The organism is Nocardioides thalensis (genome assembly GCF_013410655.1).
GTDB classification, from domain to species: Bacteria; Actinomycetota; Actinomycetes; order Propionibacteriales; family Nocardioidaceae; genus Nocardioides; species Nocardioides thalensis.
Window position 1 is genome coordinate 1,398,108 of the sequence record NZ_JACCFP010000001.1, and the last position, 16,338, is coordinate 1,414,445.

Sequence of the window (16,338 nt, forward strand, 5' to 3'; positions counted from 1 at the left end):
TGTGGACCCGGGTATCGGTGGATAGTCTCAGGTCCATGACCACCGATGGTTCCGCAGCCGCGCCCGAACCGAGCCCGCTCGCTCCGCCCGAGCCGGTCCTCACGCTCACCGCCCCCGAGGCGCCCGCCGTCGTCATCGAGACGCAGGCCCCCAAGATGGCGCCCCAGGTCGCGCCCGAGATGGTGCCCGAGCTCGACGCGAAGGTCGACAACTTCCTGACCGCCCTCAGCACGCAGAAGGTCGGCAGCCCGGAGTTCGCCAAGCAGGCCGAGAACGTCCGCACCATGGGCGACAACGACATCCGCAAGGCGGCCGAGACGTCCAACCGGATGCTCGACAAGCCGGTGACCGCGCTCAAGGAGGGCGGCATCGCGCAGGGCTCGAAGGTCGGCAAGACGCTGCTCGACCTGCGCCGTACCGTCGAGGACCTCGACCCCGGCCAGGCCAAGGGCGCGAAGAAGTTCTGGGACATGCTCCCGTTCAACGACAAGATCGAGGACTACTTCCGCAAGTACCAGTCGGCGCAGAGCCAGCTCAACGGCATCCTGCACAGCCTGCGCAGCGGTCAGGACGAGCTGACCAAGGACAACGTCGCGCTCAACCTCGAGAAGACCAACCTCTGGGCCACCATGGGCCGCCTCAACCAGTACGTCTACGTCGCGGAGCAGCTCGACGCGAAGCTGTCGGCGAAGATCGCCGAGCTCGAGCTCAGCGACCCCGAGGCCGCGAAGACGATGTCGCAGGACGTGCTGTTCTACGTCCGCCAGAAGCACCAGGACCTGCTCACCCAGCTCGCGGTCTCGATCCAGGCCTACCTGGCGATCGACATCATCATCAAGAACAACATCGAGCTCATCAAGGGCGTCGACCGCGCCACGACCACCACGATCTCGGCGCTCCGCACGGCCGTCATCGTGGCCCAGGCCCTCGGCAACCAGAAGCTGGTGCTCGACCAGATCACCGCGCTGAACACGACGACGTCCAACATGATCCAGCGGACGTCGGAGATGCTGCGCGACAACTCCGCGGCGATCCAGGAGCAGGCCGCGTCGTCGACGATCGGCATGGAGCAGCTCCAGGCCGCGTTCAACAACATCTACATGACGATGGACTCCATCGACGAGTTCAAGCTGAAGGCGCTCGACAACATGTCGACGACCATCGGCGTGCTCGAGTCGGAGGTCCAGAAGTCGCGTGCCTACCTCGACCGCGTGCAGAGGCACGACCAGCGCAACGCCGCCGGCACCCTGGACATCGGCTGATCTTCGGTGGGTCTGAAGTCGTGGTTCAAGCGGCTCGGTGACGACAAGGACGACGACCAGGAGTACGTCGTACCTGCGCCTCCGACGGAGCAGGACGTGCTCGCCGCGCTCAACCGAGTCAACGCGATGCTCCGCGAGGGCAACGCGCCGCCCGTCGTCGTCTCGCGCGTGGTGCGGATCGCACGCACCATCAGCCAGACGCTGCCGCGGATACGCAACCTCGGGCTCGGCAGCCAGGAGGGCTACTCGGTCGTGGCGACCGCGACGGAGTACCTCCCCGAGGCCGTGAGCTCCTACCTGCGGCTGCCGCGCGAGTGGGCCGACAGCCGGCCGATCGACGGCCACAAGACGTCGTTGGTGCTGCTCATCGAGACCCTCGACCTGCTGGGCATGACGATGGACAAGATCCTCGACGCGGCCAACCGGGCCGATGCGCAGGCGCTGATCGCGCACAGCCGCTTCCTCGACGCCAAGTTCGGCCACCACAACGACGGTGGCCAGGAGCTCAACCTAGGGACGCCACAGTGACGAACTCATCCGGTACGACGCTGAGCGGCGCCCTCGACGCGCTCGTGGAAGCCGCGCGGGGCGCGGGTCTCGACGAGGCCGCGGCCCGCGCCGAGGGAGAGGCGCTCGCCGCCACCGTGGCCGAGCGGTCCAAGGGTGCGTTCGTCGACTGGTCGGAGCAGACCGGCCGGGCGACCTCGGCCGAGGAGTTCTTCCTCGCCGCCAAGCGGGGCAACCGGTTCCGCGCCGGCCCGACCCCGTCGATGGCGCAGCTCTCGCTCGAGAAGTCGCAGCATGCCCCGGCGTACGCGAAGGCGCTCGGCGAGGTCGCCCTCGCCGCCAGCATGCTGGGCCAGCCCGGACCCGACGCGGTCGGCGCCGCCACGATGGCCGCTGCTGCACAGCTGGGGGAGGGTGCCGCCGGAGGTTTCGAGGCTCGGTCGCTGGGCGACCTCGCACCTCAACCACCGGCTGGCCGCCAACCGGTGCCCGGTGTCGGCGACGAGATGCTCGACCAGGTGCGCGCGATGGGGGAGCGGGTCCAGCAACAGCTGCGCGCCCTCAACGACGCCTTGCCGACGCCGCCGGTGGTTGAGGCGGGAGGCGCGCCAGCGCCGACCCTCGAAACTTCCGGTGGCACGGACGGCGTACAGACCGCCACCCAGGAGCCCGCGGAGAAGCCGGCCGAGGAGCCGGAGCCCGAGGAGCCCGTCAAGACCGTCGAGGAGCTGCTCGCCGAGCTCGACGCGCTCACCGGCCTCGCCAACGTGAAGGCCGAGATCCACCGCCAGGCCGCGGTGCTGCGGGTCGAGGGGCTGCGCAAGAAGGCAGGTCTCGAGACGCCCACGATCACCCGCCACCTCGTCTTCAACGGCAATCCCGGCACCGGCAAGACCACCGTCGCCCGCCTGGTCGCCGGCATCTACCGGGCGCTCGGCCTGCTGTCCAAGGGCCAGCTCGTCGAGGTCGACCGCTCCGAGCTGGTCGCCGGCTATCTCGGCCAGACCGCCCAGAAGACGGCGGAGGTCGTGAAGTCCGCCGAGGGCGGCGTTCTCTTCATCGACGAGGCCTACTCGCTCTCGGGCGACCAGTACGGCAAGGAAGCAATCGACACCCTCGTCAAGGAGATGGAGGACAAGCGCGACGACCTGGTCGTGATCGTCGCCGGCTATCCGCTCCCCATGGCGATCTTCATCTCCGAGAACCCCGGCCTCGAGAGCCGCTTCCGCACCACGATCGACTTCGCCGACTACACCGACGACGAGCTCGCCGAGATCTTCGCCGGCATGGCGAAGGGCGCCGACTACGACGCGGGGGAGGAGGTCGTCGCCCGCCTCCGCGAGATCCTCGCCGGCGTCCAGCGCGGCCCGTCCTTCGGCAACGCGCGCTTCGTGCGCAACGTGCTCGAGGCCGCGATCGGCCACCACGCCTGGCGCCTGCGCGAGATCGCCGAGCCCACGCTCGAGCAGCTGCGCAGCCTGGAGCCGGACGACCTGGTGGTGGAGACCGACGAGGACGAGTCTGCCGAGGACGAGCCCGTCGTCACCGAGGACGGCGAGCTGGCTCCTCCTGCCGATGCGGAACCCGCCGTACCCGTCGAACCGTTCGATGAGGCAGAGACCGACGACGCGGCCCCCACCGAGGAGGCCGACGCCGTGGCCCAGGAGGACAAGTGAGTCAGCCCGCTCCCGCACCGGCCCCGGCCGGCGCCCCGGCTCCCGCTGCCCAGCAGCCCGCCCCCGGCACGCCCGTCGTGATCCCCGCCGCTCAGCCCGGCGGCCGCACCGTGGTCGACACCCCCGCGCTGCTCAACCGCTGGCAGCTCATCGGCGTGAGCATCGCGATCGTCTTCGGCCTGGTCTGCGCGCTGCTCCAGTTCCTCGCGTGGCAGTCGGACGGCCGCGCGGCCGACGATGCCGAGCAGCTCATCCGGATCCGCTCGGTCGAGTCGAACCTGCTCCACGCTGACGCGCTCGCCACTAACGCCTTCCTCGTCGGAGGCCTCGAGGACCCGGACCAGCGCGAGCAGTACGACACCGCGATCAACGACGTCTTCACCGACATCACCGATGCGGCGAAGGCGCAGCCGGCGGACCGCGAGGCGCTTGCAGCGCTGATCGTCGAGATCAACGACTACACCGACGCCGTCGCGCAGGCGCGGGTCAACAACCGTCAGGGCTTCCCGGTCGGCGCCGAGTACCTGAGCGGTGCCAGCGCGGCGCTGCGCGCCGAGGCAATGCCGATCCTCACGAACCTTGCCGACGCCAACACCGAACGCACCGAGGACGCGATGGGCGGGCAGCACCCGATCTGGCTGCTGCTGCTCGGGGTTCTCGCCCTGGTGGGACTGTGGTGGCTCAACCGCCAGCTTGCTCAGCACTTCCGCCGGCGCATCAACGTCGGGTTCGCGGTGGCCGCCGGCATCGTGCTCGTGGTGACGCTCGTCGCCGTTGCCGCCGCCTACCGTGGCGACAGCCAGAACGACTCACTGTTGAGCGATGAACTCGACACCGCAACCCGCCAGGCCATCGCCCGCACAGCCGGCAACGACGCGAAGGCGCTGGAGAGCCTGCGGTTGATCAAGCGAGGGTCCGGCGAGCTGTACGAGGAGCCCTGGCGCACGGCGGCCGCAGTGGTCGTTGAGAAGGCCGTTGGCAGTACCGACGAAGAGTGGACGGCATACGCCGACTTTCACGAAGCGATCGTGAAGCTCGACGAGAGGGACCGCTGGTTCAGCGCAGTCATCCAGGCAACCGCGCGCGACGAGGACGACAACGAGACGGCTGACACGTCGACTGCAGCGTTCGAGGCCTTTGACAACGCGTCCGAGCGGGTGGTCGACACCAACGGCACGAAGACGTCCGACGAGCTGCGGTCGGGCCGCGGGCTGGCTCTGGCTGGGTCCGCCATCACACTGCTGCTCGGCATCGTCGCCGCCGTTGCGGTTGCCCGAGGTATCGGTGCTCGCCGGAAGGAGTACGCATGACGAGGATTTCGAGGCCTGTCGTAGTCCTCGGCGCCCTGGCGCTCATCTTGTCGGGTTGCGGTTATGACGAAACGCCCCTTCCCGAGGACCCGGCGCCTTCGTCAGCCGCGCCTCCGCCGCCGCTGCTGTGCGAGCGGGACAGTGTGGAAACGGACAAGCGGTCCTACGCACCCGGCTCAGTCGACCCTGCAGACCTGGAGATCGGGGACGGGTCCGGACCCCGGACGCTCCGGGTCGGCGTCTCGGCGGACACCTATCTGATGGCCGCGGCCAACCCGGAGAAGAACAACCGGATCGAGGGTTTCGACATCGAGATCGTGACCCGGATCGCTGAGGAGATCTTCGGCGACGACTTCAACCCGGGCCGCGACATCGAGTATCGCGTCATCACCGCCGGGCAGCGGATCCCTCTGCTGGAGGAGGGCGAGCTCGACATGGTCGTACGCAACATGACGATCAACTGCGACCGTTGGGAGCACATCGCCTTCTCGGCGGAGTACTACCACGCAACCCAGAAGGTGCTGGTCCGCGCGGATCTCGCTGAGCCAGTGGACGCCGACGGTGATGGCGTCGAAGACGAGACACAGGTGCCCGACCTCGCCGAGCTTCGGGTGTGCGCACCGACTGGTTCCACAAGCCTCGACAACGTGGCGGAAGAAGAGCCCGAGGCCGTGATCTCGCCGGCTCCCAACCACACCGGTTGCCTGGTCAAGCTTCAGAACGGCGACGTCGACGTGATCACGGGTGATGACACCGTGCTCGCCGGACTCGCCGCTCAGGACCCCTACGCCATCGTCCCCGAGGTGCAGCCACAGCTCGGAGGCGAATACGGCGAGCCCTACGGCGTCGGCGTGAATGCGGAGAATATTGAGCTCGCTGCGTTCATCAACCAGGTCCTCGAGGACATGCGCGCCGACGGTTCGTGGCAGGCCGCGTACAACAAGTGGCTCGCTCCCTACCTCGGTGGTCCGGACGTCAACGAGGAGGGTGCCGTCCAGCCTGAGCCCCTCTACGGGCGGTGATCCCGGCTTGACCACCGCCCCCATCGCACCGGGCCGGCTCGGCGAGGCGCTCGAGCCGGCGGCGATCCAGCGCTACCTCGGCGAGCTGGACACCTGGCTGCGCGACCGTCGCGCCGAGCTCGACGACCTCGACCAGACCGCGCTCGCGGCCGGCCGGGGCAACGAGGTCGCGTCCGACATGCAGCTGGCGCTGGCGCTGTGGCAGGCGATCTCCGACCGCTACCAGCTGGTCTTCGCCACCTGGGACGGTGGCCGGGTGATGCAGCAGGAGCGGGAGCGGATCTCCGCGCTGGTGTGGGGGCGCCTCGACGGAGCCGCGCAGATGCCCGGTGGTCTCGCGGTCTCGATGCCCGAGGCCTGCCGGCTCTGCGACGCGCTCACCGGGCAGCTCACCGCGACTCTCTCGCTCGCGCCCGGCGCGGTCGAGACGGCCGGCCGGATCCGCGACGTGCGGGCCCAGCTCGAGCGGATCCGCGACCAGGTCGGCCTCGAGCCCGCCAGCACCCGCGAGTCCGCGGCGCACCGGCTCGCCGGGCTGATGCTGCGACTCGACTCGATCGCCGACCGCGCCGAGCGCGGCGCCGACGTCGGCGGCCTGCTCGGGCCGCTCGAGGTCGACGCGACGATGTTCGAGCGCGACCTGATCGTCGGCAACGCCCGTCGCCGCGACGCGCGCAGCCAGGTGCTCTCGGCCCGCGAGCTGCGCGCCGACCTCGAGCAGCGCGAGGCCGCGCTCGAGAAGCTCGCCGCCACCTGCGTCGCCACCGTCTCGCCGGCGCCGCGGTTCGCCGTACCCGACGTCGAGGCGCTCGGTCCGGTGCCGGTGACGCCGGACGCGATCGGGCCCTACCTCGAGAAGCTCGACCGGGTCTCGCAGGCGCTGGAGTTCGCGCAGCACAAGTACGCCGACGCGCTCGCCGAGCACACCGACCTGGTCGCGCTCCTCGACTCCTACGTCGCGAAGGCGCACGCCCTGCGCATCGGCGACCACCCCGACCTCGCCGCCAGCGAGAAGGCCGCTCGCGACGTGCTCGACCGACGCCCCACGCCGATGGCGATCGCCCGGCAGATGGTGGCGACCTACCAGACCTGGCTCCAGACGGAAGGCAACAAGTCATGAGCAGTGGAGCTACCTGCACCCAGCCGGGCTGCACCGGCACGATCGTCGACGGCTACTGCGACACGTGCGGCATGGCCGCGCCGGAGGGCACCGCGTCGGCGAAGAGCCCCATCCCGACCGCGGCGGTCGGCACGGCCGCGACCGGGGTTTCGACAGGCTCAACCGCCGGAGGTGCCGCCCCCGTGGCAAACGGCACCGCGTGCACGCAGCCCGGGTGCACCGGCAAGATCCTCGACGGCTACTGCGACCTGTGCGGGTCGCCCGCCGTGCCCGGCGCCAGGGTCAAGGAGGCTGCTGCCGTCGCCGAGGCGCAGCCGCTCTCCTCGGGCGAGGGCTCGGTCGCCACGTCCGCCAGCCGCGTGCAGTCGGCGGCCATCGGCTCGAAGCGGGCTCCGGGCGGCAGCGGCGCGACCCGGCGTACCCGCACCGGCTCGCAGCGGATGCGCGCGGCCCGGCTCGGCGCCGGACTCACCACGGTGCCGCCGGCCCCGCCGGTCGACGCGGCGAAGGCGATCATGGCCAATGCCCAGGTGCCGGAGGACAAGCGCAGCTGCGCCAAGTGCGGCAAGCCGGTCGGCCGGAGCATCGACGGGAAGCCCGGCCGCAGCGAGGGCTTCTGCCCCAACTGCGGCACCCAGTTCTCGTTCAGCGCCAAGCTCAAGCAGGGCGACCTCGTCGCCAACCAGTACGAGGTGGCCGGCGCGCTGGCGCACGGCGGCATGGGCTGGATCTACCTCGCGCGCGACCGCAACGTGTCCAACCGGTGGGTCGTGCTCAAGGGCCTGCTCAACTCCGTCGACCCCGATCTCCTAGCGGCCGCGATCGCGGAGCAGCAGTTCCTGGCCCAGGTCGAGCACCCGGCGATCGTCGAGATCTACAACTTCGTGACCCACGAGGGCGCCGGCTACATCGTCATGGAGTACGTCGGCGGCAAGTCGCTGAAGCAGATCCTCAAGCAGCGGATGGCCGCCAACAACGGCGCCTACGACCCGCTGCCGGTGGACCAGGCGCTCGCCTACATCCTGGAGCTGCTGCCCGCGTTCCAGTACCTGCACGACCTCGGGCTCGTCTACTGCGACTTCAAGCCCGACAACATGATCCAGGTCGGCGACGCGATGAAGCTGATCGACCTCGGCGGCGTGCGCCGCATCGACGACCAGGACTCCGCGATCTACGGCACCGTCGGCTACCAGGCGCCCGAGGTGGCCGAGGTCGGCCCCAGCGTCGCGTCCGACATCTACACGATCGGCCGCACCCTGCTGGTGCTGACGATGGAGTTCCGCGGCTACCAAGGCACCTACCTGCACAGCCTGCCACCGGTGGAGTCGACGCCGCTGTTCCAGCAGTACGACTCGCTCTACTGGCTGGTGCGCAAGTGCTGCGCTCCCGACCCGGCCGACCGGTTCGCCTCCGTCGACGAGCTGCGTACCCAGGTGCTCGGTGTGCTCCGCGAGGTCGTCGCTCGGCGACGTTCGGGACCGGCGACCACGTCGGCGGCGTCAGTCCTCTTCGAGCCGCTCGCGACCGCGCGTCCGATCGCGGAATGGAGCCAGCTGCCCAGGCTGCGCCCCGACACCACCGACCCGCAGCACGGCTGGCTCCAGACGATCGGCGCCGAGGACCCGGTCCAGCGGCTCAAGGACCTCTCGGCCGCGCCGGAGGACTCCGCCGAGGTGTGGCTCGCCCGCATCCAGGCGGCGCTGGAGTCCAACGACGCCACCGCCGCGAGACAGTTCGCCGCGAAGCTCCTCGCCGACGACCCCTGGGAGTGGCGGGCGCTCTGGGGTGAGGGCCTCGCCGCCGTCCAGGTCGCCGACTGGGACACCGCCAAGGCGGCGTTCAACGCGGTCTACCAGCAGGTCCCCGGCGAGCTCGCGCCCAAGCTGGCGCTGGCGTTCGCGTGCGAGCGCGGCGGTCTGCCGGAGGTCGCCGAGGGTCTCTACCAGACCTGCGCATCCACGGATGCGGCGTACGTCGCGCCCGCCGCCTTCGGGATGGCGCGGGTGCGCGCCGACCAGGGCGACACGACCGGTGCCGTCGCCGCGCTCGACCTCGTGCCCAACACCAGCCGGGGCTACATCGAGAGTCGCCAGCAGCGGGCGGAGGTGCTGCTCGCGGGGAGCGCGCAGGACCTGACGGTGCTCGACCAGGCGATGAACACGATCGAGCGGGCGCAGCTCGACAACCCGACACGGCAGCGGTTCACCGTGCGGATCCTCAGCGAGGCGCTTCCCGTGGTCGCCTCCAACCCGCCCCGGGCCGGCGTGCACATCGGGTCGGTGCAGGCGTCGGAGGCGGGCATCCGCGACGGCATCGAGGCGGCGCTGCGCAGCCTCGCGCGCGACACCAACGACCTGAAGGAGCGCGTCGACCTGGTCAACCAGGCGAACGCCGTACGGAACTGGAGCCTCACGTGACCTGTCCCTCCTGCGGCACGGCGCTGGCCGAGGGTGCCCGCTTCTGCGAGAACTGCGGTGCCCAGGTCGGCGCCGACGCGCCCGCTCCGCTGACGCCGCCCGAGCAGGTCGAGGACCACCCCCTCGGCGACGCGCCGATCAGCGCGCCCACCCGGCGGCCCCACGACGCCCTGCCCGACCCGTTGCCCGACCCCGGTCGGCGGCCGTGCCCGAACTGCGGGGGAGAGGTCGGACCCGACCTCTACTGCATGTCCTGCGGCACCAAGGCGCCCAGCGAGCGCGACCACTTCCGGGAGAGCCCGGCGTCGTGGGTCGGCGGGGTCTGTGACAAGGGCGTCGGCAAGAGCCGCAACGAGGACGCGATGGCCCTGCTGGCCGGGCCCGAGCCCGGCTCCCGAGCCGTCCTCGTCGTGATGGACGGCGTCTCCAACTCGATCGACTCCGACGTCGCCTCGCTGGCCGGCGCGCGCGCCGCGCGCGAGGTGCTGAGGATGCCGCTGCCGTCGGGCATGGGTACGCCGGACAGCAGGTCGGCGGCCATCACGAAGGTGTTCAACGACGCCGCGGCCGCCGCCAACACCGCGATCATCGCGGTCACCGACCCGGACTCGCCCAACCCGGCGTCCGCCACCTTCTCCGCCGCGGTGCTCGAGGGCAACCGGCTGCACTACGCCAACATCGGAGACTCGCGCTCCTACTGGCTGCCCGACGACGCGCCGGGCGTGCAGCTCTCGGTCGACGACTCGATCGCGCAGGCGCAGATCGCCGCCGGCATGCCGCGCAAGGAGGCCGAGTCCGGTCCGCAGGCGCACGCGATCACCAAGTGGCTCGGCCGCGACGCCGAGGACATCGTGCCGATGACCGGCGCGATCGACGTCTCCGGCGACGGCTGGGTACTGGTGTGCTCCGACGGCCTGTGGAACTACGCCTCGGAACCGGGCGCGCTCAAGGACGAGATCGCCAAGGCCGGCACGAGTGACCCGACCGCGCTCGCCGCCAAGCTGGTCGACTTCGCCAACAGCTGCGGCGGCGTCGACAACATCACTGCCGCGCTGGCGCGGGTCGGCGCGATGCCCGAGCCGGTCGAGCCGCCGCCACCGCCGGCCGCGGCCGACGTACCCCCGCCACCCCCGGCCGCGGCCGACGTACCCCCGCCGCCGCCTCCGCCGGTCGGGCAGAATGCACCAGACACCCCGCCGACCGCGGGGCCCGCAGCAGGAGAGGGAGCGCCCACCGATGGCTGAGTTCACCGCCGCCGTCTACCAGAACGAGTTCCTGCCCGACGGCGGGACGGACGTCAACGCGATCGTCACGATCACCTGCAAGGGAGCCGGCACCGCCGGCCAGAGCGGGTCCGGCGACGCGGGCGAGATCATCATCGTCGACACGTCCGGCTCGATGGGACCGGCGACCATGGCCGCCGCCAAGGACGCCGCGCAGGCAGCCCTCGCCGAGATCGTCGACGGCACCTGGTTCGCCGTCGTCGCCGGCGCCGACCGCGCGATGCTGGCCTACCCGCCGGTGTCGAGCGGCCCCGGCATGGTGCGCATGGACACCCGGGTCCGCGAGGAGGCGTCCGCGGCGATCTCGCGCTTCGTCGGCAGCGGCGGTACGGCGATCAGCACCTGGCTCGACCTGGCGGGGCAGTTGTTCGCCTCGGTGCCCGAGGTGACCCAGCGCCACGCGCTCCTGCTCACCGATGGCGAGAACCGCGAGCGCCCCGGCAAGCTCGACGAGGCGATCCGCCGCGCGACCGGCTACTTCCAGTGCGACTGCCGCGGCGCCGGCACCGACTGGCAGGTCGCCGAGATCCGCCGCATCGCCCAGGCCCTGCTCGGCACCGTCGACATCATCCCGAGGCCCGAGCAGATGCGTGCGCAGTTCCAGGAGATCATGCGCAACGCGATGTCGCGCGGGGTCGCGGACGCGTCGCTCCGGGTCTGGACGCCGCAGGGCGCGCAGGTCCTGTTCGTGCGCCAGGTGGCGCCGACGCTCGAGGACCTCACCGACCGCCGGGTCGCGGTCAACCCGCTCACGGGCGACTATCCGACGGGTGCGTGGGCCGACGAGTCGCGCGACTACCACGTGGCGATCCGGGTGGCCGCCAAGGCGATCGGGCAGGAGCAGCTCGCCGCACGGGTGCAGCTCGCCCTCGGCAACGACGTCGTCACGCAGGGCCTGGTCAAGGCGACCTGGTCCAACAACTCCGAGCTGACCGCGAAGATCGACCAGCAAGTCGCCCACTACACAGGGCAGACCGAGCTCGCGGCCGCGATCCAGGAGGGGCTGGCGGCGAAGGCCGCGGGCGACGAGGCCACCGCCACGACCAAGCTCGGCCGCGCCGTACAGCTCGCCGCCGAGACGGGCAACGAGGAGGCGACGAGCAAGCTCCGCAAGGTCGTCGAGATCGACAGCGAGGCCGAGGGCACGGTGCGGCTCAAGCGGGCCGTCGACAAGGCCGACGAGATGGCGCTCGACACCGCCTCGACCAAGACCACTCGCGTCCGTAAGGAAAACTAGGTCTCGTGACCAGCACCTGTCCCTCGGGCCACCAGTCCGCCTCCGACGACTACTGCGACGTCTGCGGGCTGCCCATCCCTGCCGGTGGCGGGGGACAGCCGGCCGCGCCCGACGCGCCGCCGCCGGCGCCGGACCCGGCGACCGCGCCGGCGCCGGACACGTCGGAGTGCCCGAACTGCCAGGCGGCCAACCCGGCCAACGCGCTGTTCTGCGAGGCGTGCGGCTACGACTTCACCACGGGCACGATGCCGCGCCCGATCGAGCCGTCGTCGCTCGACATCGGCCTGCCCCCGCCGGTGACGACGCCGTCCGCCGGCACCGACGACCCGCCCACGGCTGAGGCCGCCGCGGCTCCTGACGAGCCGGCCACGCCCGTCGCGCCGCCGCTGGAGGACTCGTGGGTGGCCGAGGTCTGGATCGACCCCGACTGGTACGCCGACCAGGACAGCGACGACCCGCTCCCGTCTGCCGGCGTGCCGACGGTCGTGCCGCTGAAGACGAAGTCGATCCTCGTCGGGCGTACGTCGCGCAGCCGCAACATCCACCCCGACATCGACCTGGCGACCGACAGCGGCATCAGCCGCCGCCACTGCCAGTTCACGACCGACGGCAAGCGCTGGTGGGTCGAGGACCTCGGCTCGTCCAACGGCACGTACGTCGGCGGCGCCACCGGCGCGCTGCCCCAGCAGCCGGTCCCGCCGGGGGAGAAGCGCGAGATCGCCCCCGACGACAAGGTCTACCTCGGTGCCTGGACGCGGATCGTGCTGCGCCGCGCCACGCCTGGCGAGGTCTGATTCGCGCCGCCGGGCTCACTCCTCGCCCAGCCGCACGACGAGCAGCCCTGAGATCAGGAGGGCGAGGCCCATCAACCGCGCCGCGGAGAGCCGATCGCCGCTCCAGAGGACACCGACCCCGACCGCGCCGATGGCGCCGATCCCGGTGAAGGCGCAGTAGGCCAGTCCCACGGGGAGGCCCTCCATGGCCCGGCTGAGGAGGAACACCGCACTGACGCCGAGCACGAAGCAGACGATCGTCGGAACGGGCCTGGTGAAACCGTCGGTCGGCTTGATGCTCTGGGTCCAGGCCACCTCCACCAATCCGGCGGCGAGGAGCCACCACCAAGAGCTGTGCATCACCGGACCTCCTCGAGCGGGATGACCTGCCGTGCCGCCGCCCGCGCGGACGCGATCGCGTCCGCGAGCGAGGCCTCGTGGGCTTCCTGGAGATGGGCCAGCGCAGGGTCGACCCTCGCGTTGTTGAGCTCGGCGACGACGGAGATCGGCGGTTCCACGGAGTAGTGACCCACGATGAAGTCCGAGAGGTACCGGACGTGGTGCTCCATCGGTGCCCGCGGCCGGCCGGGTGTGTAGCTGCCCCCCTGCGCCGCTGCCACGACGAACCGCCGGTGCCCCAGGTTCATCCGCGGGAAGGTGACCTGGTCGATCCACGCCTTGAGCGAGGACGGGATGCCGAAGTTGTACATCGGGGCCGAGATGAGCACGACGTCGGCCGCGACCAGCTCGGCGAGCAGGGGCTCGACGACGGCCCAGGCGGCCCTCTCCTCCGTGGTGCGTGCGCCGCGATGCAGCTCGGAGAGGTCGGAGATCTGGTCCCGGAGCAGGTTGTCGCAGATCCGGGTCCATCCCTCGGTGATGTGCGGCACCGGCTGCGCCGCGAGATCGCGGTACGTGACCGAGGCCCCCGGGTCTGTCCGGAAGACCGAGGCGAACTCCTGCCCCAGGCGACGGGAGACGGAATCCCTGCGAGCACTCGAGTCGAGATGAAGTAGGTGCACGATCAAGCTCCTTTGGCATGGGTGGTGGGTGGTGAGTTCGGAGGAATAAGTGGACGCACCGTCCACTTATTCCTCCGAACCCGACGACGTCGTACGGACGCCGTCACCACTCACACGAAGGAACCGCCATGGTCGACCTGCACCAGATCGGAATCGTCTTCGGCAGCCTGACCCCGCCCGAGGCACTGCCGAGCGGAGCAAGGCTCGCGGAGGAGCTGGGCTTCGGGGAGCTCTGGTTCTCCGAGGACTGCTTCTTCACCGGCGGGATGTCGGGTCTGACGCAGCTGCTGTCGTCGACCTCGTCGATCCCTGCCGGCCTGGGTCTGGCGAGCGTGATGACCCGGCACCCGGCAGTCCTCGCCATGGAGCTCGCGGGCATCGCCCGCCTCCATCCCGGGCGCACCCGGGCGGCCATCGGACTAGGCAACCGTCACTGGCTGGAGCAGATGGGTCTCCTGCCGGACCGACCGCTCACCACGGTCGCCGAGACGTACGACGCGGTGGGACGTCTGCTCCGGGGCGACGCCGTCGACACGCCGACGAGCCAGCACCACTTCGACGACATCGCGCTCGCCTTCCCTCCGCAGAGCCCCCCGGAGCTGTGGATCGGCGCGGTGAACGAGCGGGCCTTGCGGCTCGCGGGCGCGAGGGCGGACGGGGTGCTCCTCTCGGTCCTGGCGAGCCCGACGTACGTCCGGTGGGCCAAGCGGGTCATCGCCTCGGGCGCGCAGGAGGCCGGGCGGCCGGTACCGCGGGTCACCGCGTTCGCGCTCGCCGCCGTCGACGACGAGGAGCGCCGGGCCGTGGACGCGGTCCGCGACGCGGTCGGCTTCTTCGTCGGCGCGGAGGCACACACCGCGCTCGTGACCCGATCGTCCCTGGCTTCGGAGATCGCCGAGCGCCGGGCAACCGGAGGCGCGTACGCCGTGCCCGACCACTGGGTCAGGGACCTGGCCGTCGCCGGCGACCCCGACACCGTGACGGAGCGGATCGGGGCGCTGCTGGACGCGGGTGCGGACAGTGTCGGACTCTGGCTGTTCCCACCCGAGCGCCTTTCCGTGACCATGCGGCAGCTCAGCGACAGCCTCGCCGGCCCGGCAGTCGCGGAGGGGTGACGGGGTGGCCGTCCACTACGGTTGCGATGTGAGGGCGCAGCGAGCGGACGCGCAGCGCAACACCGAGCGCCTGCTGGACGCCGCCGCACGCCTCTTCTCCGAGCACGATCCGGCAGACGTCTCGATGGAGCAGATCGCCCAGGCCGCCGGCGTCGGCAAGGCCACGCTCTACCGACGGTTCCCCGACCTCGCCTCCGTGGCCGCGGCGCTCCTGGGCGAGCACGAGGTCGAGCTGCAGGAACGGATGATGCGGGGAGAGCCGCCGCTCGGCCCGGGCGCGCCCCCGGGCGATCGCCTGGCCGCGTTCTACGGCGCCATGGTCGACCTGCTCGAGCGGCACGGCTCCCTCGTCCTCGGCACGGAGGTCGGCCACGAGCGGTTCTCCGTGGGGGCCTACGGCTTCTGGCGAGCTCACGTGCTGGCCCTGCTTCGCGGAGGCGCCGTTCCGGACCCCGAGGCGACGGTCGACCTCCTGCTGGCCCCGATCGCGCCGGACGTCTACCTGCACCAGCGCAGGCGGCTGAAGCTCGACGAGCAGCGCATCCGGGACAGCCTCGCGGAGATGGCGCACCGCGTGCTGGGCTGAGGCCGCCGGGTCAGCGGCGGGTGGCGATGATCGCTGAGGAGTCGGGCGCGACCATCACCTCGACCGCGGTGAAGCGATCGTCGGTGAGCCAGTGCTCGCGGAGGGTGTCGACCCGGCCGCCGGTGATGGGCGGCCACAGCTCGCACGGGTAGAAGTCGTCGAGCACGACGATCCCGCCGGGCTCGAGCAGGTCGGCGAGCTTGTCGACGGCGACCGCCTCCGGGTCGCCGGAGTCGAGGAAGAGCAGCGAGTAGGGACCCTTGTCCATCAGCGTCGACCAGTCGGCCTCGAGCACGTCGACGAGCGGGTCGTCGGTGAAGATCTCGGCCGCGGCCTTGGCCAGGCGGGGGTCGAGCTCGGCGGTGATGATGCGGGCGTTGCGGTCGCGCACGCCCGACCGCAGCCACGCGGTGCCGACGCCGCAACCGGTGCCGAACTCGGCCATGATGCCGCTGCGCGTCGCGGCCAGCATGGCCAGCAGCCGGCCGGTCTCGTTGCGGCAGAACGACACGTAGCCCGCGCGGCGAGAGACGTCGAAGGCGCGGCTCACCACGTCAGGCAGGTCTGGGGGCGCGCTCACCAGAGCAGTCTTCCCCGGCGGTTCAAACAGGGTGACCTGCATCTCGGATGGCGAACACGCTGCGGAAATCCCGCGACAGGAGCCGGCGGCCGCCGTACGCTTGCCCCACCATGCGGACGTTCGCTGCTCTCGCAGTATCCATCGAACGCCGCGGCGAGGCCTGAGAGAGGCCACCTCGCCGCGGTGTCTGCGGCGTTGCTCCACCATCGCCGGCATGGGCTTCTCGACAATCGTTGACAAGCCCGTCCCGAGAGCGAGACATCGTCATGAGCACCACCGCCTTCACCCGCACCCCCGCCCCGACGTTCTGGGGTCCCGCGGCCCACGACCCGGACCACCCGCTGCACCAGGACGCCGGTCCCTTCGAGCAGGGGACTGACCTGCGAGACGCGACGGACCTGCGCCCCGACGACAACTAACGTCGGACG

Annotated in this window: 16 protein-coding genes; 13 read left to right on the forward strand and 3 right to left on the reverse strand. The window is 71.1% G+C overall.

Annotated features, from left to right (window positions below; genetic code table 11):
* The first annotated feature begins 35 nt into the window (after positions 1–35).
* The 10 genes from HNR19_RS06930 (at position 36) to HNR19_RS06975 (ending at position 12,628) form a co-directional block, all read left to right on the forward strand.
* Complete coding sequence (locus HNR19_RS06930; RefSeq protein ID WP_179667229.1) at positions 36–1,262, forward strand: toxic anion resistance protein; 1,227 nt, start codon at positions 36–38, stop codon at positions 1,260–1,262.
* Between the two features lie 6 nt (positions 1,263–1,268).
* On the forward strand, positions 1,269–1,790 hold the full coding sequence (locus tag HNR19_RS06935; protein WP_179667230.1) for a hypothetical protein: 522 nt from the start codon (positions 1,269–1,271) through the stop codon (positions 1,788–1,790).
* Positions 1,787–3,445, forward strand: a complete 1,659-nt coding sequence (locus HNR19_RS06940) for an AAA family ATPase (protein WP_343047088.1) — start codon at positions 1,787–1,789, stop codon at positions 3,443–3,445. Before HNR19_RS06935 ends, HNR19_RS06940 begins: the two co-directional genes overlap by 4 nt.
* 155 nt (positions 3,446–3,600) lie before the next feature.
* The gene (locus HNR19_RS06945; protein WP_179667231.1) at positions 3,601–4,755 is read left to right on the forward strand and encodes a hypothetical protein; all 1,155 of its coding nucleotides are present in this window, start codon (positions 3,601–3,603) and stop codon (positions 4,753–4,755) included.
* Entirely contained in the window at positions 4,752–5,777 is a 1,026-nt protein-coding gene (locus tag HNR19_RS06950) for a glutamate ABC transporter substrate-binding protein (RefSeq protein ID WP_179667232.1), read from the forward strand. Before HNR19_RS06945 ends, HNR19_RS06950 begins: the two co-directional genes overlap by 4 nt.
* Before the next feature lie 7 nt (positions 5,778–5,784).
* Positions 5,785–6,897 carry a hypothetical protein gene (locus HNR19_RS06955; RefSeq protein WP_179667233.1) on the forward strand — a complete coding sequence of 371 codons (1,113 nt, stop codon included), beginning with the start codon at positions 5,785–5,787 and terminating at the stop codon, positions 6,895–6,897.
* Entirely contained in the window at positions 6,894–9,314 is a 2,421-nt protein-coding gene (locus HNR19_RS06960) for a serine/threonine-protein kinase (protein WP_179667234.1), read from the forward strand. The genes HNR19_RS06955 and HNR19_RS06960 overlap by 4 nt, the downstream gene beginning before the upstream one ends.
* Positions 9,311–10,558, forward strand: coding sequence for a zinc-ribbon domain-containing protein (locus HNR19_RS06965; RefSeq protein ID WP_179667235.1), 1,248 nt, complete (start codon positions 9,311–9,313; stop codon positions 10,556–10,558). Before HNR19_RS06960 ends, HNR19_RS06965 begins: the two co-directional genes overlap by 4 nt.
* Positions 10,551–11,834: a vWA domain-containing protein gene (locus HNR19_RS06970; RefSeq protein WP_179667236.1), complete on the forward strand. Its 1,284-nt coding sequence runs from the start codon at positions 10,551–10,553 to the stop codon at positions 11,832–11,834. The genes HNR19_RS06965 and HNR19_RS06970 overlap by 8 nt, the downstream gene beginning before the upstream one ends.
* Before the next feature lie 5 nt (positions 11,835–11,839).
* Positions 11,840–12,628, forward strand: a complete 789-nt coding sequence (locus HNR19_RS06975) for an FHA domain-containing protein (RefSeq protein WP_179667237.1) — start codon at positions 11,840–11,842, stop codon at positions 12,626–12,628.
* A 15-nt stretch (positions 12,629–12,643) separates the two neighbouring features.
* Here HNR19_RS06975 and HNR19_RS06980 read toward each other — a convergent pair whose 3' ends face one another.
* Together HNR19_RS06980 and HNR19_RS06985 are read right to left on the reverse strand one after the other, a co-directional pair.
* Positions 12,644–12,967: a DMT family transporter gene (locus HNR19_RS06980; RefSeq protein WP_179667238.1), complete on the reverse strand. Its 324-nt coding sequence runs from the start codon at positions 12,965–12,967 to the stop codon at positions 12,644–12,646.
* Positions 12,967–13,695 (reverse strand): FMN-dependent NADH-azoreductase, encoded by a 729-nt coding sequence (locus tag HNR19_RS06985; protein WP_343047089.1) that lies wholly within the window; start codon positions 13,693–13,695, stop codon positions 12,967–12,969. Before HNR19_RS06985 ends, HNR19_RS06980 begins: the two co-directional genes overlap by 1 nt.
* A 62-nt stretch (positions 13,696–13,757) precedes the next feature.
* On the opposite strand from HNR19_RS06985, the gene HNR19_RS06990 reads away from it, so the two are divergent.
* Both HNR19_RS06990 and HNR19_RS06995 read left to right on the forward strand, forming a co-directional pair.
* On the forward strand, positions 13,758–14,744 hold the full coding sequence (locus HNR19_RS06990; protein ID WP_179667239.1) for an LLM class flavin-dependent oxidoreductase: 987 nt from the start codon (positions 13,758–13,760) through the stop codon (positions 14,742–14,744).
* A 28-nt stretch (positions 14,745–14,772) separates the two neighbouring features.
* On the forward strand, positions 14,773–15,330 hold the full coding sequence (locus HNR19_RS06995) for a TetR/AcrR family transcriptional regulator (RefSeq protein ID WP_343047090.1): 558 nt from the start codon (positions 14,773–14,775) through the stop codon (positions 15,328–15,330).
* A 10-nt stretch (positions 15,331–15,340) separates the two neighbouring features.
* Here HNR19_RS06995 and HNR19_RS07000 read toward each other — a convergent pair whose 3' ends face one another.
* Positions 15,341–15,910 carry a class I SAM-dependent methyltransferase gene (locus tag HNR19_RS07000; protein ID WP_179667241.1) on the reverse strand — a complete coding sequence of 190 codons (570 nt, stop codon included), beginning with the start codon at positions 15,908–15,910 and terminating at the stop codon, positions 15,341–15,343.
* Positions 15,911–16,176: 266 nt separating this feature from the next.
* Here HNR19_RS07000 and HNR19_RS07005 point away from each other — a divergent pair, with 266 nt between their 5' ends.
* A complete protein-coding gene (locus HNR19_RS07005) occupies positions 16,177–16,329 on the forward strand; it encodes a hypothetical protein (protein WP_179667242.1) in 153 nt (50 codons plus the stop codon).
* The last annotated feature ends 9 nt before the right edge of the window (positions 16,330–16,338 follow it).